Below are 25,593 nucleotides of genomic sequence, written 5' to 3' on the forward strand. Positions count from 1 at the left end.
GGGTGCCGGTTAACAAATTGCCTGCACCCATTTTTTTTGGCCACAGTTTGTACACGTTGCGTCGTCTTTGGCACCGGTAGTCTGTTGATTTCCGCAATGGTAACAGACTTTGTAATCCGGTACCGAAGGCTGTTGCGCGATAAAATCACTGTCCCATTCCGGCAGAATTGAAAGACCCGGCTGGGGTTCGGGATGCTTGATGAGGGTAAAAGCGCCGTTGGCTTCCATATACAGGCGTTTGACAGACCCCAAATTAGTCAACCCTTCGGAGCGAAGCTGGGCAAACAGCAACTCCCGGGAAATGCGGGAACCCTGCATATTGGTCAGCTGCATGACGGAATTTTCGACCAGCGTACTGGCAATATCCTGCGAAATACCTTCAAAGTCTTCGTTTCGCGCAGCCCAGTAAGAGATCATCCGCTGTACAAAAACAACGACCATCGCAATGATGACGGCGGGTAAAATGCCCCGGCTGGGATCCAGAATCGGTACCCCGATGGCGGCTGCCAGTGAAATCATGGCGGCCATTTCGTTGCGGCTGACCTGAGAGGCCATCCGGTGGCCCATGAGCCGCATGGAAACGACCAGAATCAGGTAAATGGCGGCCGCCCGAATAAGAATCTCTACGTAAAAAGTAACCGGCACTTCGCCCACCAGAATCCGGTACCAATCGGCCAGATGAATCGCTTCTTTATCCATGATTATATTATAAAACGGCTTTAACCCATTTATTGGCCTGGCAGCTCGGGCAAACATCCGGCGCTCCATCAGCTTCGACCGTATACCCACAATTTGTACAGGCCCGGGCGGGTTGCTGGGGGAATCGGTGAATCGAATGGATTTCGTCGTCGTCCGGCGGCAGAACCGATAATCCTGGCCGGTCATCTTTCTCCGAATAAATGGTAAACAACCCGTAGGCCTCGAGATACAACCGTTTCACCTTGCTCACGTTGTAGATATTTTCTTTCCGTAAGGCTGCATACACCTGCTGGTGTGAAAGCCGATTTTCGGCCATAACATCCAATTGAATAACGCCGTCTTTAATCAAAAGTGCTTCGGTTCCCTGAATGATTTGCTCTGCTTTACGGCTTTTGAAACCTATTAAATTCGTAGCGCGAAGAAAGAAAAGGGCGCATAATAGGGCCAAAACGCCCGAAAGGATTCCCCGGTCGGGGAGTTGCATGGCGGGCGACACAATGGCCCCTAATGTAAGCATGACGGCCATTTCCAGATTGGTCAATTGTCCGTTCATCCGCTTGCCCAAAAAACGGAGAATCACGATTAGGATAAGGTAAATTACTGTGGTGCGAATGAATACTTCCAGTAAAAATTCAGTAGGTGAATTACCAATCAGAATGCGGTGCAAATCGGCCAGGTGAATGTCTTCTTTTTTCATAACGGCTAAACCGCCTGTCTGACCGATTTGATTTGGAGTACCGCCTAAAAAATAGGATTAGTGAGCCAAAGATGCGTTTTAGACCGGTGAATCGGGAAATCGGAAAAAAGAAGAACCAAGTGCTTCAAAGCAGTTATTCAAAAATAGGCTGCTGTTTGAAAAAATGATCATCCGATTTATGAGGAAAACTATCCTTCTCTTCGCCATTGCGCTGATGACGGCGTGTCAGAGCAATCAACTGGAAACCAAAGAAAACAATACCCCACCGGCTCCGATCCCGACCGATTTTATTCAGGAATTATGGTACAAAAATAGCCTTGTTTATAACGTGGAAGTTGGCGTCTTCCAAGATTCTGATGGCGACGGTATTGGTGATTTCAAAGGTTTGACCCAGCAACTCGATTATTTGAAAGCCCTCGGGGTGGATGCCATTTGGCTGGCACCGTTCCAACCTTCCCCCAAAGGGGACGACGGGTATGATGTCAGCGATTATTACAGTGTTGACGCGCGGGTGGGCACCGAAGCCGATTTTGCGGCATTCATGCAGCAGGCCAATCAGCGGGGTATTCGGGTCATGATGGATCTGGTAATAAACCACACCTCCGATCAGCATCCGTGGTTTCAGGAGGCTTTGAAAAGCAAGTCGTCCCCATATCGTTCCTGGTACGTCTGGTCGGAGGAGCGGCCCAAAAAAGCGAATAGAGGAATGGTGTTCCCAGGGGTTCAAAAAGAAGTCTGGACGTTCAACAAACAGGCTGGCGAATATTATTACCACCGGTTTTACGATTTTCAACCGGATCTGAACGCCCAGAACCCGGCCGTGCAGCGGGAAATGCGCAAGATCATCAAACACTGGCTTGACCGTGGCATTGTCGGTTTTCGGCTCGATGCCGTCCCGTTTCTAATCGAAATTGCCAACCCCGACTTTGATCCGGAATCGCCCGAATACCAGTTCGATATGATTGCGCAGCTGCATCAATTTGTTCAATGGCATAAGAGCGACGCAATTCTGCTGGGCGAAGCCAACGTAGACCCGAAAGATCAGGAACCGTATTTTGGCAAAGATGGACAGGGAATGCAAACCATGTTCAATTTTTTTGCGAACCAACATCTATTTTATGCGTTGGCGACTGGCGAAACCCAACCGTTGGTGAAAGCCCTGAATGACACCAAAGACATTCCATCAACGGCTCAGTGGGCGCATTTTCTGCGCAACCACGACGAGATTGATCTGGGACGACTCAGCGATGCAGAACGTGACAAAGTGTACGCTAAAATGGGCCCCGACACCACCATGCAACTTTACGACCGGGGCATTCGGCGACGGCTGGCGCCGATGCTGGGCGACCGCCGGTTGATTGATCTGGCGTATAGCCTGTTGTTTTCATTGCCGGGAATGCCGGTTCTTCGGTACGGCGAAGAAATCGGTATGGGCGATGATTTGAGCTTAAAAGAGCGGGAGTCGGTCCGGACGCCCATGCAGTGGTCGGATGCGCCGAATGCCGGTTTCTCAACGGCGGCCAAAACCGTGCGTCCCGTTATTAGCCAGGGGCCTTACGGGTTTCCGCAGGTGAACGTCAAAAAACAACTCGCTGATTCAACCTCGCTGCTGACTACCATAAAATCCTTTGCCCGGCTGCGGAAATCTCACCCCGAAATTGGCTGGGGAGAATGGGAAGTGCTGGAGACGGGGTCGGCCAATCTGCTGGCGATCCGGTACGACTGGGAGGGAAGGTCCCTGTTGATGATCCACAATTTCAGTCCGGACCCGAAGCAGTTCAAACTGAACCCGAAAGCCAAAAAGGGCCGTACGCTGCTGAGTCTGATGGATCGTAGCAAAAACCGGGCAGAAAACGATGGCACGCATTCGGTTCAATTGCCCGGTTATGGCTATAATTGGTACGAGATCACGAACTAAACGTCCGACCCTTCGTGATCACTGTGCCGACCAGCCGCCGTCGATGGGCAGTGACGCACCGGTAAGCGTAGCCGCCTGCTCGGAAGCTAGAAATAAGCAGAGAGCTGCGACGGATTCCGCCGGAATAAATTGCTTGATGGACTGTTTGGCCAGCATTATTTTTTCGGCTACCTCGCGTTCGGAGAGCCGATGAGCCCGGGCCTGATCGCTAAGCTGTTGATCAACCAGGGGCGTGCGGACGTAGCCGGGGCAGATGGCGTTGGCCGTAATGCCGTGAGGTGCACCTTCCAGCGCAACGGTTTTGGTAAAACCAATGAGTCCGTGTTTGGCCGCTACGTAAGCACTTTTGAATTCGGAAGCCACTAAACCGTGGGCCGACGCTATATTGATGATGCGGCCAAACCGTTGCTTTTTCATGGCGGGCCAGACGGCTTTTGTCAGGTGAAAAGCCGAGGTGAGATTGATGCCGATAATGGCATCCCATTTGTCTTCCGGAAAATCTTCGATGGGGGCAACGTGTTGGATACCAGCATTGTTGATCAGGATGTCAATCTGGCCGAACCGTTGCTCAGCGCGAAGAACCAGCGTTCGCAAGGCTTCGGGATGCAGCATATTGGCCGGATCGAACAGGTAATCAATCTGGTAGTCGGCGGCCAACGCGGCTGCTGTTTGACCACCGTCCAGTTCCAATCCGTTAAAAATCAGATTGTGCCCCTGTTGGGCAAAGGCTTTGGCAATGGCCAGACCGATACCGCTGGTGCTGCCGGTGATCAGGACGGTTTTCTTATTCATGGAAACAGGAAGGAAAGGTTGTTTTGGTTACTGTGATTATAGTAACCAAAACAACGAAGCAATCAAGAACTACTTTTCCTACCAACGGTTGTAGAGGGTCGCCCACTCCCGGAGCTGACGTTCGGCGGTTTCGGTGAGCTGATCGGACAGCAGGCGCCAGAGCCAGTTTTTTTCCGTGGCCGCCGGGGTATTGACCCGGGCGGTTTCGTCCAGTCCCAGTACGTCCTGCACGGGCAGAATTACGGTTTGGGCCACCGAAGCGTAGATCAGTTGGCCCAATACCTGATGGACATTCTGCTCAGATACGGGTTTTTGGGCATATTGCCGAAGCTTCTTGCGATCACTTTCTGACAAATTTTGCCGGTACCAACCCCGCGTGGTGTTGTTATCATGCGTGCCGGTATAGGCAATGAAATTAGGCGTGTAATTATGCGGGCTGTGTGGAGAAACGGCCAGCTTCTCGTTGAAAGCAAATTGAATGACTTTCATTCCGGGCAACTGAAAGGCATCCCGAAGCTCGTAAACATCCTCGGTGATATCGCCCAGATCTTCCGCGATCAAGGCAAGGTTTCCCAGGGATTTTTGGAGGGCCTGAAAAAAAGCAACCCCGGGTCCGGGTCGCCAGTGACCCGGAATGGCCGTCGTTTCGTTCGCCGGAACCTCCCAATATGCCGACAGGGCGCGAAAGTGGTCAATGCGCACCAGGTCGAATAGTTCCGCATTTTTGTGGATGCGCTGAATCCACCAATCGTAGCCGCGCTCCTTCAGGCGGTCCCAGCGAAAAACCGGCATACCCCACAATTGCCCGTTGGCGTTGAAATAATCCGGCGGTACACCCGCCACCGTCACCAGGTTCCCCTCTTCGTCGATGCTAAAAATGTCGGGATGCGCCCATACATCGGCGGAATCGTAGCTGACGTAAAAAGGCAAGTCACCCAGCAACTGAATGTCACGGTCGTGGCAATACGTCTTGAGGTCCTGCCACTGCCGGTCAAACAGAAACTGCTCCCACCGTACTTTTTGGATAAGATCGGCCTGCCGTTCGGAGAACGCTTGCAGTGCTTCCGAATCGCGTAACTTGTACTTTGTGGGCCACTGGTACCAGGCCTGGCCGTTATGCGTTTGCTTTAGTGCCAGGTAGAGCGCAAAATCATCCAGCCAATACTGCTGTTTTTGACAAAACTGCTGAAAATGAGTGTGTAATTCCATTTCCTGCTTTTGGATGAACGCCTGATACGCCTTGTCGAAAAGCACGCGCCGGATGCGCTTAGCCTCGTCGTAATCGACCTGGTTCGTCGCGGGTAGTTGGTGATTGGCTATTTCTTCCGGTTCCAGCAAACCGTCCTGTACCAGCAATTCCGGACTGAGCAGGAGCGTATTTCCGGCCATACTCGAATAGGTGCTATACGGAGAATGACCGGCACCTGCTTCGGTAGGGTTGAGGGGCAGAATTTGCCAGTATTTTTGCCGGCTTCGATTCAGAAAATCAGCAAATTTCCGGGCTTCCGGTCCCAGATCGCCAATGCCAAATGCCGAGGGGAGCGATGAAACAGGCAGGAGCAATCCGGCGCTTCGGCTGGTGATCGGTTGCGCTAATCGCAAAACCGCTACTGGCAGATGGCTGAAAATATCGTTTACCAAAAGCTCCCCTTCGCCTTGCCCATCTGTTTTCAGGAAGATGTGTTGCCATTCGTCCGGTGCCTCAGCGGGCAGGATAATGCGGGTGTCTTTCCAGTCCAGCGCCGTTACGTTGCGTTTTTGCTGTTGACTCAGGGTAGCCAGGTGCAGAGGAACAGCAACAACCAGCCAGGTGCGTTTATACCGGCGCGCAAACGCCAGCACGTGGTCTTTGTAGCGGCCTTCCACCACCAGCGGGATATAGTGACCCCTGGCAAAAAGCTCGGGTTGTTGTCGGCGCTCGTTCAGCAGACTGTGCGTCAGCCAGAGCTTGATTCGGGCGTCGTACCGGTTCTGCCAGAGGTCGTCCAGTAGCGCATCGGATTGTGCCGGATCAGCCTCCAGGAGTTCGTCCAGCCACCGTTGCCGTTGGTCGTAGTCAACGGGTCGGCGGTTGTCGGGGTCAACCAGGCTCAGATCCCACAGTTCGCTGCCCTGGTACACATCCGGTACGCCGGGGCAGGTGCTTTTCAGCACGAGTTGCGCCAGGGAGTTGATAATGCCGAAATCCGCGATTTCCCGGTGGAATTTTTGAAAATGTTTCCAGAAAGATCGCTTTTTGTTCAGCAAGCCAACGGCAAAGGACTTGGCAGCGGCTTCGTACTCGGTATCCGGCGAACTCCAGTTGGAGTGCTGCTTGGCTTCCCGCAGGGCTTTCTCCAGGTATTCCTGAATACGGTTTTCAAAATCGTCCTCGTCCTGACCGGGCATGGGATAAGCGCCGATCAGCGTCTGGTAAATAAAGTATTCATCGTTTGCGTCGGGTGCGCCGTTTTGCTTCAGATCGGCATTCAATTGCTGCCATTCCTGCACGGTTTCCAGCCACCGATCGGGCCAGTCTGTCAGCACATTCAGCCGGGCGCGCACATCTTCGCCCCGTTTGGTGTCGTGCGTTGAGGTGGCATTAAGGGCCAGCGACCAGTGTTCCTGACGGTCCTGCATGATCTGATGGAAATCGGCAGGCGAAATTCCGAATGCTTCCGGCGCATCGCCCACTTCGTTGTGACCAATAAACCGGTTGTAGGTATACATCAGGGTGTCTTCCACGCCTTTTGCCATGAGTGGCCCCGTTACCTGCATGCACCGTTTGTAAAACCGGGCGACCCGTTGGTTATAGTCTTCGTCACCCTTCCGGGGAGCGTTTAGCAGTATTTCTTCGAGCAGATCGATGGCGGTTTTCAGTTTCGGTTGATCCTGGCGGATTTGTTCCAGAATATCCTGAATAGCCGAGGCTTCTTCCGATTCCAACGGAAAAACCGTACCGTAGTACCGGTAAACGGGGCAATAAATCAAAAAGGCACCGATGGCTTCCTGCAAAGTTTCGGGCGGGAGAGTCGGCAATGTGGTTTCGTCCGCCAGACTCAATTCGAGAAAGAGCTGGTATAGGTTTGTTAGCTCGCCCCGCATGTGTTCGTAAAGAATATACGCTTTCTTGTCGAGGATTTGCCGGGAAACCGGGGTGTTGTCGCCAACCAGCTGGCGGTAAAACGTGGTAAAGGGTTTTTCGCTGGCTTGTTGCGTAAACAGGTTGTTGACCAATGCCAGGTATTCATAACCCGACGCCCCCTGGATGGGCCAGCTTTTCGGCAGGGGTTCGCCAGCTTCCAGAATTTTTTCCACGATAATGGGCACTGAATCGCCCACCAGAGTTCGGAGTTGTTCCAGGTAGCGGCTGGGGTCATATAAACCATCGATGTGATCAATTCGCAAACCGCTGAAAACGCCATCGTCGAGCAGGGTTTTGATAAACTGATGGAAATGCTCAAACACCTGCTCATTCTGCATGTTCAGGCCAATCAGGCTCGTCACCGTAAAAAAGCGCCGGAAATTGATCCGCTGATCGGTTTCGGCGTAAAAGCTCAGTCGATACACCTGTTCGTCGCTGAGCTGGCGGATTCGGTCGGGCTGCTGGTTGATGGTTTTCAGGCAGGCATTGAGGTAAGCTTTGGTAGCCGGGTTTTTTCGTAAAGCCGTCAGTTGCTGTCGTAATTCGTTCATACCCAAGGCGTACGCTTCGGGTTCTTCGACTAGCTGAAGCGCCCGGAGCTGGTCCAGAAATCCCTGTAGTGAATCCGGCATGGGCTGATCTGAAGCCTGTAAAACCGTTGGGTAGGAACGGAGCCGGAGCGGATAGGCCGAATCATAGTACTTCAGCACCAGCCGACCATCCTCGAAGGCTACTTTGAGTTCCCGGTTTTCGATCACCTCGTCCAGCGGTGCTCCCAGGAACGGGACCGATAAACGTCCGTGAAAAAGCTGGCTGCTCCAAACGGTATCGAAGAAGGCGACGTACCGCGACAACGGCCCTTTTTCCAGCACATCCATCAACCAGGGATTGTTGGGGTGAAAGGCCATATGGTTCGGAACAATATCCTGTACCCAGCCAATATTTTGCTTTCGCAGGGCTTTGCTAAGCTTTCTCAGTTGTTGCTCGGTACCGATTTCGGGGTTGATCTGCAGGGGGTTAGTACCGTCGTAGCCATGCTGGCTACCCGGCACGGACTCAAAAATTGGGGAAGCGTACACTGCCCCGATACCCAGCTTTTGCAGATAGGGGAGAGCTTTCTCGAAATCGCTGAACGTAAATTGTTTATGAAACTGGATACGGTAAGTCGTAATGGGGTTATTCATAAAAATGGTAGAATGCCTTAAGGACAATGACGCCAAAAACAAATCAGGTCGGCGGTGAAGCTGTACAAATTTGTCAGTGCCAGCCGACATACACTAAGCACCGTTGAACCAGAAAAGTTTTGAGAAAACGGAAGGAGTGATTGAATGGCCTATAATCGGGGGCTAACTTCCTGATTCTGGTGATTCAGGGAGGGACTTTTGGGTTGGTTTACATGCCAAAAACCTGACAGGTCTTCAAGACCTGTCAGGTTTAAGCCGTCTCCGGTCAGCGTTAGACGGTTTTGAAGCGGTAGAAGAAAATTATTTATTGCTGGAAGCTTTTCACAGGTGGTTGCTCCACCACGGCGCGGCTGCCGTCCATCCGGCGGATAATGACCGATTGCCCGGCGATGATCGAGGCTGCGTTTTTCGAAACGGCTGCCCATTCCGTGCCCCGGTAAAAAATCCGGCCTTCGCCGTGGACGGGAATGGTTTCGATGACCGTTGCCTGATCGCCTACCGATTCGACGTATTCCTGCTTTTTGGTCCGTGCCTCAAACCAGCGACGCAGCGGTTTTCGGCCCGTAACTAGTGTTAGGATTGTGACGACGGCAAAACAGAATAGCTGCAGGCTCAGGTCGGGTGTTAGGCCCAAAACCGTCAGCAGGGCCGTTGTCAGTGCACCCACGCTTAAAAACGCAAAGACGAATGAAATGCTGAGTAATTCGGCAATCAGGAAAAGAAGGCCAAGAAGTACCCAAAGTTGGGGCCAGGTGATCAGTTCCATAGCTTACGATTTTTTGTCCTGTTGTTTGACAACCGTCATGGCGGTTGAAATGATGGAGGCCATGTCACCAAAGTTGGCGGGCAGAATCAGCGTGTTGTTGGTACGGGCCAGGTTCCCAAACTGATCCACCAGTTGCTCGGCCACGCGCAGTTGAACGGCGTTCATTCCTCCTTCCTCGTTGATGGCGCTGGCCACTTTCCGAAGGCTTTCGGCGGTGGCATCCGCGATGGATTTGATGGCCTCGGCTTCTCCGGCGGCTTCGTTGATCTGCCGCAGGCGTACCCCTTCCGATTCCAGCACCACTTTTTGTTTCTGGCCTTCGGCAATGTTGATGGCCGATTGCTTTTCTCCTTCCGACTGCAGAATCATGGCCCGTTTTTCGCGCTCAGCCTGCATTTGTTTTTCCATTGCATTCAGGACCGACTGCGGGGGTGTAATGTTTTTAATTTCGTAGCGAAGTACTTTCACTCCCCAGCCGATGGCGGCTTCGTCGATGGCCCGAACCACGGCCTGGTTGAGCGTTGTCCGTTCTTCAAACGTTTTATCCAGCTCGATTTTTCCCATTTCGCTCCGCATGGTGGTCTGCGACAGCTGAATAACCGAAAACCGGTAATCGGCAATTCCGTAGGACGCTTTTTGCGGATCGACGATCTGGATAAAAATGACGCCATCGACGCGAACCTGAACGTTGTCGCGTGTGATGCAGATTTGTTCGGGAATGTCCAGGGCGGTTTCTTTCAGGCTGTGTTTGTACGCAACCCGATCAAAAAAAGGAATAATGAAGGTGATACCCGGTTGAAGCACGGTCAGGAATTTGCCCAGCCGTTCCACGACGTAGGCGGTTTGCTGAGGAACAACCTTCACCGTCATGAAAACGATCATCAGGGCGAGAACAACAAAAGTCAGAAATACATATTGCATAGGAAGTACCAGGTTAAGATTGAATAAGATACGATAAATCTCGGATAATTGCCCCTACAACAACAAGATTTGTAGGGATGGGCAGAAAAAACTAACTATGAAAGGTTGACAGGGTGGATGAAGAATCGCACCGAAAGCTATTATTTTGCGGAAAAACCGGGCTTTGGGCGGAAAACCGTTGGAAGCCAGGCCGAAAACTACGGTTTAAACATGCTCCGTGTGTCGTACCCTGACAAAGCGGCCCGTCTGATTGGCGTTCCGGTTTGGTCCCTTTTGTTCCGCTTAATCGGTGATCCGGCTCCGTTGGGGGTGCTGTTTCAGAATGCATCGTTTTACCTCGATTTGGCAGTGGTGATGGGCGTTACTGTGTTGCTCTGGGAGTTGAACCGGTGGCTGATCCGGCGAATGGACGTCCGGTACTCCTGGGCTGCGCAGCCGCTTCAGCGGCTTTTGATTCAGAGTGGGTTGGCCTTTTCCCTGACAGCCACCATCATTGCATTTTTCAGTCTGATCTACAACAATCTGGTGTTGCACCGCCCGGCACCGTTCGACTTGTCGATTACGATTTCGAACGACGTACCGATTGGGCTGCTGTTTATTCTGATTCTGCACATGGGCTATACGATGTACTGGATGATTGTATACCACCGGCAAGCCGTAGCCGCCCTTCGCCAGCAACTTACCGACCTGCAAACCAGCGCGGGGTCGAACCGGGCGGAAACCGCAGAAAACCGCAATTCCACGCTGAAAACCCTGTTGGTCAATCAGGGGAAAGGCTTGGTTCCACTTTCGATGGAACAGATCGCCTATATTTTTATTGCGGGCGAAATCAGCCTTGTCAAAACCGTCGACAATCAGTCGTTTTCGGTGGATGCCACACTGGAGCAGCTCGGCGACCGGTTACCGGCCGAGGCTTTTTTTCGGCTCAACCGGCAGTTTATTGCCCATCGGCACGCCGTTCGTAAGGTCGAAAGCGACGGAACCGGGCGGTTGGTGCTCCATCTTCAGCCGGTCCACAGTGATGAAGTAACGGTCAGCCGCCGACGGGTCGCCGAATTTCGGCAATGGATGGGCGCCTGGCACCAGACTTGAATGCTGCCGGTTTGCCATTCAGCGTTTTGATTCAGCCACCCAGGCCGAATTCATGACCAGTGGGCGGTAAAAACCGCATCAGTGCCGTTTTTAGGGCCATTTTTGCAGCAACAACAAATGCTGAATCGCCCATGAAAATATTACTATCTTGTGTAGTTACCCTGCTGTTTCCGGTTGTTTCGACAAAGGCCCAAAAACCGCCTGCGATCCCAGCGGGCGTTCCCATCACCCTGAGCGTATTCTCGGAGTCCATTAGTCTGCCGACACTGAAGCGAATTCAGGCGGGTGGTCTGGGCATTAAAGTCGGAACGGAATTCTATTACCGAAACCGCCCCGGATCACAGCTGATCCAAACCCTTCACATTGGCTATTACCACCACCCTCGGGTGCAGTCGGGCTTGTTTGCTACCACAGAATTTGGTTTTCGAAAATACGCCGGGCCATTCTGGATCGATGCCTTGGTGGGCGGTGGGGCCTTGCTGATTCGTCCGGCCATGCCATTCTACGAGCGTAACGAAGGCACGGGCGAATACCGCAAAGCCGCTACTTTCCAACTCAAATTCATGCCAACGGTGAATCTGGGAATTGGTTATCAGCTTCCCAACCGCACAACCCTGTTTACACGGTACGAAGTTTTTGGTGAAGTGCCGTTTCGCGCATTGATTTTGCCCCATCAGGCCCTCCATCTGGGAACCCGTTTTTTGCTCAAGTAAAGCCCAACAACAAATACCATGAGAAACAAACTGCTTTGTAGTGCGCTGGTCGTGCTGCTGGCGGCCTGTGCAACCGAGTCCATACCGTTGCCATCAGTTCCGTCGAATTCACCCACGAACTACACCACACATCCCAATCAGGCGTTTTACCAACAGCAATTAGTGGAGTTCAGCCGGGCCTGGAATCGCCCCGGTGCAATCATGCTGCTGAAACGCACCGACGCACCGGTTTGGATCGGGGCGGTTGGAAAATCCAATCTGGAACACCAGACCGATCTTCGGATCAACGATGTATTTCGTACTGGCAGCATCACCAAAACGTTTGTGGCCACGATCGTGATGAAGTTAAAGGAAAGTAACCAGTTACGGCTGGACGACAACCTGGCAACGTTGCTGCCGGACGTAGATGGTCGTATTCCGGATGCGCAGACTATTACAGTGCGGCAGTTGCTGTCGCACACCAGCGGTATTTTTGATCCGACCAACAACGATCTTCAATACCAACTGGATATACTGAACAACCCCCAGCGACGGCTTCAGCAATCCACCGACGAGTTGTTGCAGCGGTACGTCTACGGTCGGGCTTTGGTTTTTCCGCCGGGCGATCGGTTTGGGTATTCCAATACCAACTATTGGCTATTGGGGAAAATTATCGAGAAAGTTCGGGGGCAAAATCTTCAGCTCGTGCTGGAAGAGTTGATTACCAAACCCCTGGGCCTTACCCAAACCTACCTGGAACGGCGTGATGATCGGAATGTGGTTCGGGGGTACACTGATTTTTATGCCAACGGAAAACTAATGGACGTGACGTTGCTGGATCGGGCCGATAGTGAAGGGCAAGCCAATGGCGGACTGATTTCGTCAGCGGAAGATTTACTGAAATTTAGCGAAGCCTTCTTTAGCGGTAAAATCGTCAGTCTGGCATCGGTCCGCGAAATGATGACGGTGCAACCCGTTCGGAACGGCACCAACGAATACGGTTTGGGGCTGGATTCGTACAACTCTCCAAAGCTAGGCATCGGCTGGGGACACAACGGTACGTTATTGGGCGTGGATGCCAACTGGTTTTACTTTCCGGATAAAAAAGCGGTTTATATCTTGTTTGGGAACAATGGCGTTGGGGCTGATAAGTCGTTCGTTGATAAGCTACTGGAGTAAGGAACTTTAATCTTATTTTAAATCCAGATTAACAGGGTTTTAATGCAGAGGTTTGACCTTTCTGACCGTAAACAGAATGAGGGTTGGAAAACGTTAAAACTGGTTCAGATGATGAAAACGTTCATGCTTGCTGCTGTATGCCTGGCCATAATGGCAGCACCTGCTGCTCTTGCGCAGGACAAACCGGCTAAATCCACGGCCACCCCGACCGCCGTAAAAGGTGAGAAAATGAATGGAAAGCAGGTAAAACACCATGCGGTGGTCAAAAAAACGGAAACGAAGAAAGTAGAGAAAAAGCGTGTTAATTGAGTAGCAGTAATCGGTTTAATAGCTTAGATTAATTGTAGGAAAGCAGAAAAGCGGGCAAAATTGCCCGCTTTTCCTTTTAAGAAAGCAGTAAGCGTGAAATAACCAATCGTTGAATTTCGCTGGTTCCTTCCCCGATGGTGCAAAGCTTGGCGTCGCGGTAAAATTTTTCAACCGGAAAATCTTTGGTGTATCCGTAGCCTCCAAAGATCTGCACGGCTTCATCAGCGGTTTTAACGGCCACTTCCGATGCGTATAACTTTGCCATCGCCGATTCTTTGGTCACAGGTTTGCGGGCATCTTTCAGGTCGGCGGCCTGGTAGGTCAGGAGCCGGGCAGCTTCGATGTTGGTGGCCAGATCAGCCAGTTTGAAACCGATAGCCTGAAACCGTCCGATGGGTTGGCCAAACTGTTGCCGTTCCTGCGCGTATTGCAGGGCGTGTTCGTAAGCGCCCACGGCAATGCCCAGGCTCAGGGCGGCAATGGAAATCCGGCCACCATCCAGAATTTTGAGTGCCTGCACAAAACCGTCGCCGATTTCGCCCAGTCGCTGGGAATCCGGAATCCGGCAATCCTGAAACAACATCTCGGCGGTTTCCGACGCCCGCATGCCTAATTTGTCTTCCTTCCGCCCACCCGAAAATCCGGCCGTGCCGCGCTCGATCACAAACGCGGTGGCATTGTGGGAGGTATTGGGTTCTCCGGTGCGGGCAATGACCACGGCCACGTGGCCGCTCTTCCCGTGCGTAATGAAGTTTTTGGAACCGTTGAGCACCCAGTCATCGCCATCCCGAACGGCTACGGTTCGCATATTGCCAGCGTCGGAACCGGTATTGGGCTCGGTTAATCCCCAGGCACCAATCCACTCGCCGGAGGCTAATTTGGGTAAATAGTGTTGTTTTTGCTCGGCAGTGCCGAATGCTAAAATATGGTTGGTGCACAGGGAATTATGGGCCGCTACAGACAGCGCAATGGCCCCGTCGACCCGGGCTAACTCGACAAGGACATTGACGTAAGTGCGATAGCCTAATCCGGCTCCGCCAAATTCTTCCGGAACCAGAACGCCCAGCAAACCCAGTTCGCCCAACTGACGCATGGTTTCCACCGGAAAATGCTGCGTTTCGTCCCAGTCCCGAACGTGGGGCAGAATTTGCCGGGCGGCAAAATCACGGACGGTTTGCGTAATCAGGCTTGAAAGCTCCTGTGCTTGGTTTTCTACAATTTCTGACGTCATAACAGTGTGGGGTTTGGACCGCGTTTTACGGCACTCGTAGCAATAATATACAACTTTAAATCGACAGACTCAAGCGAATGCCTTAATCGGGTTCGGTTGGCGCGAATAAATTTTCGTTCCGGGCAATACCGTCTTTCAATAGCGGTTTAACCAACGACCGCTCAAGAAGTTTACAGCCTGTAAATCACAAATTCCGCAACAGGCAACCAGAATTAAGTAAAAAAATCTATTTTTGTGACCTGCAAGTGAGGTATATAAAAAGTCCAAAATCAGTTGCCTTCCAACCATCTACTTAACATTTAAGCTACAAACACACCTATGAAATTAGCAGTTGTGGGAACCGGATATGTCGGGCTTGTGACGGGTACGTGCTTTGCCGAAACCGGCAATCAGGTCGTCTGCGTTGACATCGACGAACGGAAAGTCGAAAAGCTGAACAACGGTATCATCCCGATCTACGAGCCGGGTCTTGACGTGCTATTTAACCGGAACACCGCCGAGGGTCGTTTGAAATTTACGACCAATCTGGCCGAAGGGATTGAAGGGGCCGAAGTTATTTTCCTGGCGCTGCCTACCCCTCCGGGCGAAGATGGCTCCGCGGATTTGAAATACATTCTGAAAGTGGCCGATGACCTGGGGCCGCTGCTGAAACAATACGCGGTGGTGGTCGATAAAAGCACCGTTCCGGTGGGAACGGCCGAGAAGGTTTGGCTGCATATTTCCCGGGGGGCTAAAATTGATTTCGACGTCGTATCCAACCCGGAATTTCTGCGGGAAGGGGTGGCGGTTGACGATTTCATGAAGCCCGACCGCGTGGTGATTGGAACGAAATCCGAAAAAGCCAAGGCGGTTTTGAACAAGCTGTATGCTCCGCTCGTACGCCAGGGTAACCCCGTGATTTTTATGGACGAACGCTCGGCCGAGATGACCAAATACGCGGCTAACGCCTTCCTGGCTGTCAAAATCTCGTTCATGAACGAAATCGCGAACTTGTGCGAAAAAGCGGGTGCGAACGTTGACGACATCCGGCGGGGAATCGGCACGGACAGCCGGATTGGTAAGCGGTTTTTGTTTGCCGGAATTGGTTACGGCGGAAGCTGCTTCCCGAAAGATGTGCAGGCGCTGGCTAAAACCGCGCAGGAATACGAATACGATTTCAAGATTCTGAAGTCGGTGATGGACGTAAACGCCAAGCAGAAAAGCAAGCTGCTGCCGGTCATCAAAAACCATTTCGACGGCAACCTGAAAGGAAAAATCATTGCGATCTGGGGCCTGGCCTTCAAGCCATATACCGACGATATCCGGGAGGCACCGGCGCTGGAAAATATCAAGGAATTGCTGCAGGAAGGCGCGAAAGTGACGGTTTACGATCCCGAAGCGATGGACAATGTGCGGAATGTCCTGGGCAACCAGATTACCTACGCCCATACGTCGTACGCAGCCCTGGACGATGCCGACGCGCTGGTGATCATGACCGAATGGCCGCTGTTCCGGACTCCGGATTTTGGCAAGATGAACCTGTTGCTGAAAAATAAACTGATTTTCGACGGTCGGAATGTTTACGAACTCGATCAAATGCGGGAAGTTGGATACACCTACTACAGCATCGGACGGGAAACGGTGACGCCGGAAGTTCCCCAAAACGCCTAATTTCAACCTAATACCTATTTAAATTCAGTTTATGGTTTTAAGTTTATGGTTGATGAAACCGGTATTCTGTTAACTGTAAACTACGAACAAAACTGATCAACTGTTATATGAAACGCGTACTAATTACGGGCGGAGCCGGTTTTCTGGGGTCACACCTCTGCGATCGCTTTATTAAGGAAGGGCATCATGTCATTGCGATGGACAACCTTATTACGGGTGATATTCGCAACATCGAACACCTTTTCCACCTGCCCAACTTTGAGTTTTATCACCACGACGTATCGAAATTTATTCACGTTCCCGGCGAACTGGATTACATCCTTCATTTTGCGTCGCCGGCCAGCCCGATCGATTACCTGAAAATTCCGATTCAGACGTTGAAGGTCGGTTCGCTGGGCATTCATAATTGCCTGGGATTGGCGCGGGTCAAAAAGGCACGGGTGTTGATCGCTTCGACCTCTGAAGTGTACGGTGATCCGACGGTTCATCCGCAGAACGAAGATTATTGGGGAAATGTCAATCCGGTTGGTCCACGCGGGGTGTATGACGAAGCCAAGCGCTTTCAGGAAGCAATGACGATGGCGTATCACACCTATCACGGTGTGGAAACCCGGATCGTGCGGATCTTTAATACGTATGGCCCCCGGATGCGGCTCAACGATGGCCGGGTGCTGCCCGCGTTCATCGGTCAGGCGCTGCGGGGTGAGGATCTGACGGTTTTTGGGGATGGAAGTCAGACGCGCTCGTTCTGTTACGTCGATGACTTAATTGAGGGCATTTACCGCCTGTTGCTGAGCGATTACCCGTACCCGGTCAATATTGGTAATCCCGGCGAAATTACGATCAAGGAATTCGGCGAAGAAATCATCAAACTGACGGGTACTACGCAGAAGCTGGTTCTGAAGCCGTTGCCAACGGACGACCCGAAACAACGCCGTCCGGATATTACCCGGGCTCAGGAAATTTTGGGCTGGGAGCCGAAAGTATCCCGGGAGGAAGGGCTACGCATTACGTATGATTATTTCAAGAGCCTGCCACAAGAAGAATTGTACAAAGCCGCTTACCACCGCGAGTTTGCGAAAAAATAAGCAGACATAGGCCGGGCGTGGGTTTTCGGACCTGCTCAACCCTGCATTAGATTTTAGAATCGAAAAATTACGATTTCAAGTACGTGGATATGAATAGCCTGCGTGATCTTTCTGATTGCGCAGGTTTTTTTATGTTCGATTGGTATTATTCTTGATACAGAAGGGTTAGCAGACTTTAGATTGCCGATTCTAACCCACTCCAGGTATGATACGTCCACCGCTCATTCGGTGTTTCTCAACGTTACGAACAACGTCCAAAAAAACTTTCATCGCTTCCTGTTTTCTCGTTTCAACAACCTACCTATCCGCCCGGCCTGCCTTTCCAAGTCGGACCGATGATTCACTGGCCATTCGCAACGGACGATTGAGGGTTGCGCAGCACGTTAGTGCCACCGATACGGTTTCCAATACCAATCTTCAGCGGATTGTTACTGGCAACGTATTGCAGGCATTGCAAGGGCAGGTGGCTGGTTTGCTGGTTCGGTCCAATTCCGGTGAACCGGGCGGGGCCGCCACGCTGCAACTTCACGGGCCCGGACGGTTTGGAGACAGCACCCCCCTGGTGGTAGTGGATGGAATGATTGTCGGACAGTCGGATAATGTAAACTGGCTGAGTCCGGGTGATATCGAAACCGTAGAAGTGTTGAAAGATGCCAGTGCTACTGCCTTGTACGGTATGCGGGGGAGCAACGGGGTGCTGCTCATTACCACCCGAAAAGGAGTGACTGGCCGGCCCCGCGTAACCGCCGGTTTTTATACCGGTGTTCAACAGACAACCCAACGCCCCCAGCTACTCAACAACCGCCAATACATCAGTTTTATCAATGACAGCCGCTCGAACGGCGGATTGATTCCGGCGTTTAAGCTGACCAATCAGTCATCGCTCGATACGTTGCTGAAAACCAGTACCGACTGGCTCGGAGCCTTGCTGCGTCCGGCGCCGGTTCGGAACGCGTACGTTTCGGTTGCGGGCGGAAACGAGGCTGCGCGGTATTTGATCGGCGCCAATTATTTTAAACAGGATGGCGTCATTCTGGGCTCCGATTTTGAGCGGTTATCGGTCCGGCTCAACACTGATTTTGATCTGTCAGATAACCTGAAAATTGGCCAGAACCTCAGCGTGGGCCAGGCCGTGCAGCACGCAAACGATGGCGTGGGGGGGCGTTCACCCATCGAGCAGGCAATGAAAAGCGCGCCATACCTGTCGATTACCAACCCCAGGCTGTTGGGTGGCTACAACGGAACGACCTACCTCGATGCTGGCAACGACGCCTTGAACCCCATTGGTATGTCGAGACTGGCCAACGACCGGCATACCACCCTGAATTTGACGGGGGATCTGTTTGGGGAATGGACCATCATCGAGGGCTTGAAATACCGCGCGGGCTTCGGGTTCGATTTGCAGAATTTCGACCGGCTTTATTCGATGCCTGCGTTCAACATGGGCGAGTTCAACATTAATCCCACGGCTTCGCTGGCCCGGGGCAAGCAGTCGGTTTATAATACGTTACTTCACCACCAGCTGAGTTACCACTACACGCAGGATGTTCATACCCTAACGGTTTTAGCCGCCGGGAACCGCCAGACCTACCGGATTGATGATATTACGGCTTTTGCCGACGGGTTGCCCGGAAACGACATTCGCTCCCTGACCGCCGGGCAATCATCACCCAACCGCACAGTAGGCGGCACCTACGGTTTTTACCGGATTGTCAGCCTGCTGGGGCAGCTTTCGTATGACTTTGACAAAAAGTACTGGCTAACGGCAACGGTTCGGCGCGATGGTTCTTCACGGTTTGGACCGGGCCACCGTTTCGGTACCTTTCCGGCGGTGGGCGTGGCCTGGTATCTCAGCAAAGAGCAATTTTTTGAATCAGTACCGTATCTCAATACCGTTAAACTGCGGGCAAGCTGGGGAAGATCCGGCAACGATAATGTCGGTGATTTTCAGTACGCTTCGTTGATCGCGCAGAATTATAATTATCCTTTTGGGCCCACCAATTCGTATTTGGGCGTGGGGGCTTATCCCAACATCCTGCCCAATCCGGGGGTGCGCTGGGAAACCACGACGACGAGTACGGTTGGCCTGGATATCAGTGCGCTGGAAGAGGTTGTGAAAGTGCGGGCCGACTACTTCCGTCGGCGGACCACGGACCTGCTGGTGGAAGTGCCGTTACCGGCATCGGTAGGGGCGGCTGCCCCGCTTACCAACGCGGGGACTGTCGACAATTCGGGAATAGACCTGAGTCTAACGGCCGAGCAGCGCACGGGCTGGCTCACGTACCGGGTTGGCGGATTTGCCAGCTGGCAGAACAACAAGGTGGTGTCGCTGGGCGACCGGCCCGGCCCGGTTTTCGATGGCAAAGTGCAGGACGAAACCGTAACGGCTACGGCGGTTGGCCAGCCGGTGGGTAGTTACTACGGTTTTTTGCGGGAAGGTATTTTTCAGAACCGGAACGAGATTATTGGAAAGCCGCATTTGACGGGCACCGAGCCCGGCGATATTCGCTACCGCGACCTGAATAACGATGGTAAAATTACGGATGAGGATAAGGCCTTCCTGGGCAGCCCGATACCCACATTTTATTACGGTTTTTCGGCTTCTGTGAGTGCCGTGGGCTTTGATCTGTCGGTGCTGTTGCAGGGCGAGTCGGGGCGGCAGCTTTACAATGGTACGTCTTACTGGCTTTACGGGTATCAGGGGAAATACAACGCCGGAACCCAGGTGCTGTCTCGCTGGACCCGCGAAAAACCGTCGGCCACTGAACCCCGTGTCGATGCGTCCGGAACCCGTAACTTCCGCCCGTCGGACCGTTTCGTGGAAGAGGGCAGCTACTTCCGAATCAAATCGCTCCAACTGGGTTACACCTTACCCGAAACCTTGCTTTCCCGTTTTGGGGCCAGTACGCTGCGGGTCTACGTCGGAGCCCAGAACCTGTTTACGAAAACAAACTACTCCGGTTTCGATCCGGAATTTGCAAGCAACCAGGCCGTATCTGAAGGAATTGACCGGGGGCTGCAACCTCAGTCACGGATGTTTCTGGGGGGAATTCAAATCGGTTTTTAATGGGCGAATGAGCGATCAAAATCAGACGTACTTTCTCATTCCCACATACTCAATAAACGCATGAAAAAAATAAGTTTGCTGTTGCTGGTGGCCGGGCTGATGGTTGGATGCAGTGATAAAGACCTGGATTTTCAGAACGTCAACGTGCTGACTTCGGATAACTACTACAAAACCGAAGAAGATGCCCTGAAAGCCGTTAATGCAACGTACGCAACGCTGGCGTCGCCGGATTTGTATTCGCAGATGATGCACCTGACGCAGGAATTGATGTCGGACGAAACCGATGCAACAGTTTCGACCAGCCCGAGTCTGGTGACAATGCGGGAGGCCGAAGCCGATGCCTCAAACGGTGTTTATAGCGCCATTTGGTCGGGCTGTTATCAGGGTATCTATCGGGCGAATCTGGCACTTACGCGCATTCCGGGCATTCCTATGAATGAGGCTAAGAAAAGCCGTTTGCTGGGCGAAGCGCATTTTCTGCGGGCGATGTATTATTTCATTCTGGTAACGAATTTTGGGGATGTTCCACTGATTCTGAAAGTCGTGGATGTGAGCAATCCAGCCGAAAAACAGCCGACCCGAATTGCCGTTGCCAATGTGTACGAAGCCATTTTGAAAGACTTTGAAGAGGCCGAAAAACGGTTGCCGGTTTCGTACGAGGGCGACGAGATTGGGCGGGTTACGCGCGGAGCGGCCAAAGGGTTTCGGGCAAAAGCGTTTCTGTACCGCGCCAACCTGACGAACAATCAAGCGGATTACACGGCAGCGGCTCGCTTGTTTAAGGAAATTATCGACTCAAAGGTCTATGATCTGGTGCCCAATTACCGCGACAACCACACCAATACCAACGAAAACAACAAAGAATCGCTTTTTGAAGTGCAGTTTTCGACCACGGTTAATCCGGGTGCCGCCTGCGATGAGTGTGGAACGGGAGGTTTACGTCCTCTGGAAATGGGCGTTCGGGGCCGCGCCAACAACAATGTCATTCCATCGGAGTGGTATGTCAAACAGTTCGAAATTGGCGATACCCGTCTATTGGCGTCGGTTTTTGGGCCGCAAGGCAGTAAATTCGACGGGCTCGATTATTACAAAGTGCTGGAATACCGGGCCTGGTCGGATATTTTGCCGATTGACTTCGCCGTACGGAAATACCAGAAAGATGCTGGTAATGAGTTTGACTGGAATACGGGATCGGATGTCAACATTCGGTTGTTACGGTTTGCCGATGTGTTGCTGATGTATGCCGAAGCCGTCAATTCTTCGCAGGGACCCACCGCCGATGCTTATGCCGCCGTGGATCGGGTTCGCGCCCGGGCGGGGCTGGATCCGCTGGAACCGGGTATGTCGAAGACTGAATTTATGAACTGGCTGATGCATGAGCGGGTGGTTGAACTGGGGCTGGAAGGGCACCGCTGGCGTGATCTGGTTCGCTGGAAACGAGCCTATCTGGAGCTGACTTCCAAAGGGCGTCCGTTCGATGAGAAAAAGCATTACTTGTTTCCGATTCCCGCCAAAGAGCGCCAGCTGAACCCCAATCTGACGCAAAATCCGGGTTGGTAAGAGCCGCGTAAATGACATGAACCCCTTATTTTAGTACACCCACCAGGTCGGTTTTCGGGCGGTTCGAATGGCACTTTCGAGGCACTGATCGCAGGAAGCGGGTTGCGGGAGTGGGGGAGGAGACGGAACCAGGTCAGGATAAGACGGGGCTTTACTGCGATCAATATACAAGGGGCGAACGGTCATGGAGGAAGCGCCAAAATAGCCCAAGACCAGTTCGTTCGGATCACCGATTCGGTTTATATTCCCGATTAAGGTGGCTGGAGCGGCATCAAAAAGGCCGCCGGTATTTTGCACAATATCTTTGAGCGTGGACAGGTATTCATACGCTTCTTTTGTCAGTGATTGCTGCTCAATTTCTACGTAGTATGTTTGGTAACTGGTAAAAGGCGCGCGTAGAATGGGCCGCCGACTGATGCGGTTTCCGTTGATGGCCTGATCGCTGGAAATGTTAATTATATTCTGGTAGCGGACAATATCCCAACAGGGGCCGCAGCAGCTCATGCCAAATTCGAGATTGTCCTGGCACGATCCGCAGGCAGGAATTTTAACGGTTTTGCAAAAAGACGGTATTTCGTAATGCACCCAGCTCCAGCGGTAATAATCACCCGGCGTGGCCGGATCTTTCAAATCAAGGTAAACGTCAAAGCCTTTGTCGTAGGCATCAGTACCAAATTTTAGTTTTTGGGAATATTCGACGTACATCGAGTCAATGGAGGCAACGGGCCGTAATACTTCCGGTTTAGAAGCATACTCCCGCCCGTCGGCCAGCCGGACGTGTAGGGTGTAACTGCGGTTGGCAATGCCTCGCCAGCTTGTATCAGGTTGGTAATAGCCGGGCGAAACTTCACCAAAAACCGTTCGCTGCCCCGTGTTGTCGGCTACAAAAACCGTCGCTTGCTGAACCTGGTAATTGAGCGAGTTGGCGGTATATTCCGCCGTCAGACTCAGAAAGATTCGGCTTCGCCGGGGCTGGTCGGCCACTAATCCATCAACGACTAATGAAGGCGAGAGCGTCTGGACATCAGGGTTGATCGGCGTAATGCACTGGCAAAGGGATACCGCCAGCAGGAAAAAAAGAAGGATAGAGAAAGGCTTCATTCCGAACATCGTTACAGCTTGAAGTTATAGGTGAGTGACGGAATGGCCGCGCCAAAAATTGACAGTTTGTTGGCATCGCCCGCTGAATAACTGCTGAATCGGTAGAAGACCGAATAGGCATTTTTTCGGGCGTATAGATTATAAACCGAGAAGGTCCAGCTGTACCAATAACGGGTTTTTCGGGCCGGATTTTTCTCCCAGGTGAGCGAAATGTCCAGCCGGTGATAATCCGGAATCCGCTGCTGGTTGCGGTCGAGGTAAACCGGGAGCGTAATCAGGTTATTTACCCGGGCTTTGGCGTACGGAACCGTCAGCGGGCGCCCGGTACTGTAGGTGTAGTTGGCCGAAAACGTAAACGTGAGCGACGGGCGGTAGATGGCTAACGCGTTGACGGAATGCGGTTTGTCGAAGTTCGCCGGATACCATTTTCCGTTGTTGATGCGATCGCCGGCGTAGGGGCTATTGACCAGAAGATGGGTTCGGGTGAAGGCATAACTGGCCCAGCCAGTCAGAAAGCCGCGCTTTTTTTTCAGCATGAGCTCCAGGCCATACGCCCGCCCCCGGCCCTGAACCAGATCGGTTTCGGGAGTGGGGTTAAGCAGCAGTTTCGCCCCATCGCGGTAATCAATGGCGTTTTGGCTCTGTCGGTAGTACACTTCCGCCGAGGCTTCGTAACGATCATCCTCAAAATTTCGGAAATACCCCGCCGAAAGCTGATCGGCAATCTGGGGCCTGATGTGGTTGTCGCTCATTTTCCAGCGCGAAGTAGGCAGAGCGGCCGTGGTGTTGGTGATCAATTGCAGGTATTGCCGCGTTCGGGTATACGACACTTTGAGCGAGCGATCCGTTCCGAGCGCCCACCGAAAGGCCAGCCGCGGCTCCAGCCCGCCGTATTGCTGCGCCACCGATCCCTGGCCAACGGTTTCCTGCCGGGCAAGGGTTTCGGGACGGAGCGGACCGTCGGGGGCATACGTTCGGATTTCGGTTGGTCCCAGAAACAGAAAGTGGGAGTACCGTAACCCGGCAATGAGCGACAGGTTTTTGTTCAATTCGATTTCATCTTCGGCGTATAAAGCCGCTTCCAGTCCCTGTTCGGCCGGAATGTTGATCGGCAAGGTGTTGGAAACCGGTCCGGGCGTTAGGGTATTGGGTAACAGTTTGTAATGGGTGGCCTGAAGGCCAAATGCCCAGTGGTGCTGCCCAGTCTGATAATTAGCTTCTACCTTGCCAATTTTAGTCAGTAATTCTGATTGTAGCCGGAACTGATTACTGCTATCAGGAACGCTCGTGGCCGAACGATACCGGGAAATGATAGCAGACGCCGTCAGGTTCAACCGTTCACTGAACGTATGGATCCATTTTAGCGAACCATTGGCGGTCTGGTAGTCAATGCCCGTTTGAGATGCTGATACATCCACCGCCAACAGCGAATCAGAGGGTAGCACCATCCGGTCGTCGCTGAGGTAACCCGACACGTAAACCGTATTCCGTTCGTTGGGCAAAAATTTTAGTTTGGTGGTTACATCGTAAAAGTTTGCTTTTACATCCCGGATGGTAGCTGGTCCCAATTTAAATAAAAAGTCGTTGAGGGCCAGCCGGGCGTCGGCCAGAAACGTCAGTTTGCGTCCGGCAATCGGTCCTTCAACACCCAGCCGGTTTGATATCACGCCAACGCCACCACTGAGCCGTATTTTTTCGGGATCGGGTTCTTTCGTTCGGACATCAAGCACGGCGGAGGTCCGTCCTCCGTAGCGGGCGGGCATGCTACCTTTTTGCAGGGTAACATCGCGCACGGCATCGGGGTTGAATACCGAGAAAAAACCCATCAAATGCGATGAATTGTAGATCGGGGCATCATCGAGCAAAACCAGGTTCTGATCCACACTGCCGCCCCGGACATTGATACCGGTAGCGCCTTCGCCCACGGTTGTCACCCCCGGAAGCAACAGCAGACTGCGAACCACATCCACTTCCCCCATCAGAGCGGGCATTTTAATGATGCTTTGAATGGGCAACTGCGTCACGCCTAATTCCACTTTCTTGACATTACGGTCTGCCGATTCGGTCTTAACTGTTACTTCTTCGAGCAGTTGGGTGTCGGGTGCCAGGGAAATGTTGTTCAGGTTTCGACTGGGCGGAACGGTTACTTTTTGCTCAAGCCGCAGATAGCCAATGTGGGAAATCAGTAGGGTGTAAGTGCCGTCGGATACGGTCAGGTTATAAAAACCGTCGCGGTCCGTGGTGGTTCCCCGGCGGGTTTCCTGAATGAAGACAGACACTCCACTGATCGGTTTGTTGCTGCCCGTTTCGCGCACGTAGCCGGAAATGACGCGTGACGGCAGGGATTGGGCGTAAACGCTAACCCCACTGGCAATAAAATACAACCCGACCAGCACCCAGCGGTACAGGGAGAGTAAAACATTCACAGGTTAGTAGTGGTTTAGATCATGCGACAAGATACCAATTAATGATCAATTATCATTATTGTGAGATTATTTTGATTTATGTCGCTAATCATTGGAC

The 25,593-nt window shown here is 52.4% G+C and carries 18 protein-coding genes; 9 read left to right on the top strand and 9 right to left on the bottom strand.

The window, feature by feature from the left end; genetic code table 11:
- Window positions 1-9: 9 nt before the first annotated feature.
- Window positions 10-699: a DUF421 domain-containing protein gene (locus ACYVH9_RS09100; protein ID WP_460635991.1), complete on the bottom strand. Its 690-nt coding sequence runs from the start codon at window positions 697-699 to the stop codon at window positions 10-12.
- A gap of 7 nt (window positions 700-706) precedes the next feature.
- The gene (locus tag ACYVH9_RS09105; RefSeq protein WP_460635992.1) at window positions 707-1,396 is read right to left on the bottom strand and encodes a YetF domain-containing protein; all 690 of its coding nucleotides are present in this window, start codon (window positions 1,394-1,396) and stop codon (window positions 707-709) included.
- Window positions 1,397-1,574: 178 nt separating this feature from the next.
- Here ACYVH9_RS09105 and ACYVH9_RS09110 point away from each other — a divergent pair, with 178 nt between their 5' ends.
- Window positions 1,575-3,314 (top strand): alpha-amylase family protein, encoded by a 1,740-nt coding sequence (locus tag ACYVH9_RS09110; RefSeq protein WP_460635993.1) that lies wholly within the window; start codon window positions 1,575-1,577, stop codon window positions 3,312-3,314.
- Window positions 3,315-3,332: 18 nt separating this feature from the next.
- Here the strand turns inward: ACYVH9_RS09110 and ACYVH9_RS09115 are convergent, their stop codons facing one another.
- The 4 genes from ACYVH9_RS09115 to ACYVH9_RS09130 form a co-directional block, all read right to left on the bottom strand.
- Window positions 3,333-4,106, bottom strand: coding sequence for a 3-hydroxybutyrate dehydrogenase (locus ACYVH9_RS09115; protein ID WP_460635994.1), 774 nt, complete (start codon window positions 4,104-4,106; stop codon window positions 3,333-3,335).
- A 78-nt stretch (window positions 4,107-4,184) separates the two neighbouring features.
- Complete coding sequence (gene treY, locus ACYVH9_RS09120) at window positions 4,185-8,414, bottom strand: malto-oligosyltrehalose synthase (protein ID WP_460635995.1); 4,230 nt, start codon at window positions 8,412-8,414, stop codon at window positions 4,185-4,187.
- A 304-nt stretch (window positions 8,415-8,718) separates the two neighbouring features.
- Window positions 8,719-9,180: an NfeD family protein gene (locus ACYVH9_RS09125; RefSeq protein ID WP_460635996.1), complete on the bottom strand. Its 462-nt coding sequence runs from the start codon at window positions 9,178-9,180 to the stop codon at window positions 8,719-8,721.
- A 3-nt stretch (window positions 9,181-9,183) separates the two neighbouring features.
- On the bottom strand, window positions 9,184-10,101 hold the full coding sequence (locus tag ACYVH9_RS09130; RefSeq protein WP_460635997.1) for an SPFH domain-containing protein: 918 nt from the start codon (window positions 10,099-10,101) through the stop codon (window positions 9,184-9,186).
- Between the two features lie 117 nt (window positions 10,102-10,218).
- Here ACYVH9_RS09130 and ACYVH9_RS09135 point away from each other — a divergent pair, with 117 nt between their 5' ends.
- The 4 genes from ACYVH9_RS09135 (at window position 10,219) to ACYVH9_RS09150 (ending at window position 13,373) form a co-directional block, all read left to right on the top strand.
- On the top strand, window positions 10,219-11,193 hold the full coding sequence (locus ACYVH9_RS09135; protein ID WP_460635998.1) for a LytR/AlgR family response regulator transcription factor: 975 nt from the start codon (window positions 10,219-10,221) through the stop codon (window positions 11,191-11,193).
- A 131-nt stretch (window positions 11,194-11,324) separates the two neighbouring features.
- Window positions 11,325-11,906: a hypothetical protein gene (locus ACYVH9_RS09140; RefSeq protein ID WP_460635999.1), complete on the top strand. Its 582-nt coding sequence runs from the start codon at window positions 11,325-11,327 to the stop codon at window positions 11,904-11,906.
- A gap of 18 nt (window positions 11,907-11,924) precedes the next feature.
- Window positions 11,925-13,064 carry a serine hydrolase domain-containing protein gene (locus ACYVH9_RS09145; protein WP_460636000.1) on the top strand — a complete coding sequence of 380 codons (1,140 nt, stop codon included), beginning with the start codon at window positions 11,925-11,927 and terminating at the stop codon, window positions 13,062-13,064.
- A gap of 111 nt (window positions 13,065-13,175) precedes the next feature.
- Window positions 13,176-13,373: a hypothetical protein gene (locus tag ACYVH9_RS09150; protein WP_460636001.1), complete on the top strand. Its 198-nt coding sequence runs from the start codon at window positions 13,176-13,178 to the stop codon at window positions 13,371-13,373.
- 76 nt (window positions 13,374-13,449) lie between these two features.
- Here the strand turns inward: ACYVH9_RS09150 and ACYVH9_RS09155 are convergent, their stop codons facing one another.
- Window positions 13,450-14,604: an acyl-CoA dehydrogenase family protein gene (locus tag ACYVH9_RS09155; RefSeq protein WP_460636002.1), complete on the bottom strand. Its 1,155-nt coding sequence runs from the start codon at window positions 14,602-14,604 to the stop codon at window positions 13,450-13,452.
- A gap of 318 nt (window positions 14,605-14,922) precedes the next feature.
- Between ACYVH9_RS09155 and ACYVH9_RS09160 the strand changes: the two genes are divergently transcribed.
- From ACYVH9_RS09160 to ACYVH9_RS09175, 4 genes are all read left to right on the top strand, one after another.
- The gene (locus ACYVH9_RS09160; protein WP_460636003.1) at window positions 14,923-16,254 is read left to right on the top strand and encodes a UDP-glucose dehydrogenase family protein; all 1,332 of its coding nucleotides are present in this window, start codon (window positions 14,923-14,925) and stop codon (window positions 16,252-16,254) included.
- A 107-nt stretch (window positions 16,255-16,361) separates the two neighbouring features.
- On the top strand, window positions 16,362-17,342 hold the full coding sequence (locus ACYVH9_RS09165) for a UDP-glucuronic acid decarboxylase family protein (protein ID WP_460636004.1): 981 nt from the start codon (window positions 16,362-16,364) through the stop codon (window positions 17,340-17,342).
- Between the two features lie 205 nt (window positions 17,343-17,547).
- Entirely contained in the window at window positions 17,548-20,409 is a 2,862-nt protein-coding gene (locus tag ACYVH9_RS09170; RefSeq protein ID WP_460636005.1) for a SusC/RagA family TonB-linked outer membrane protein, read from the top strand.
- Between the two features lie 60 nt (window positions 20,410-20,469).
- Window positions 20,470-21,969, top strand: a complete 1,500-nt coding sequence (locus tag ACYVH9_RS09175) for a RagB/SusD family nutrient uptake outer membrane protein (RefSeq protein ID WP_460636006.1) — start codon at window positions 20,470-20,472, stop codon at window positions 21,967-21,969.
- 30 nt (window positions 21,970-21,999) lie between these two features.
- Here ACYVH9_RS09175 and ACYVH9_RS09180 read toward each other — a convergent pair whose 3' ends face one another.
- Together ACYVH9_RS09180 and ACYVH9_RS09185 are read right to left on the bottom strand one after the other, a co-directional pair.
- Entirely contained in the window at window positions 22,000-23,070 is a 1,071-nt protein-coding gene (locus tag ACYVH9_RS09180) for a DUF4249 domain-containing protein (protein WP_460636007.1), read from the bottom strand.
- 11 nt (window positions 23,071-23,081) lie between these two features.
- Window positions 23,082-25,496, bottom strand: a complete 2,415-nt coding sequence (locus tag ACYVH9_RS09185) for a TonB-dependent receptor (protein ID WP_460636008.1) — start codon at window positions 25,494-25,496, stop codon at window positions 23,082-23,084.
- Between the last annotated feature and the right edge of the window lie 97 nt (window positions 25,497-25,593).

Source organism: Larkinella harenae (assembly GCF_054780515.1).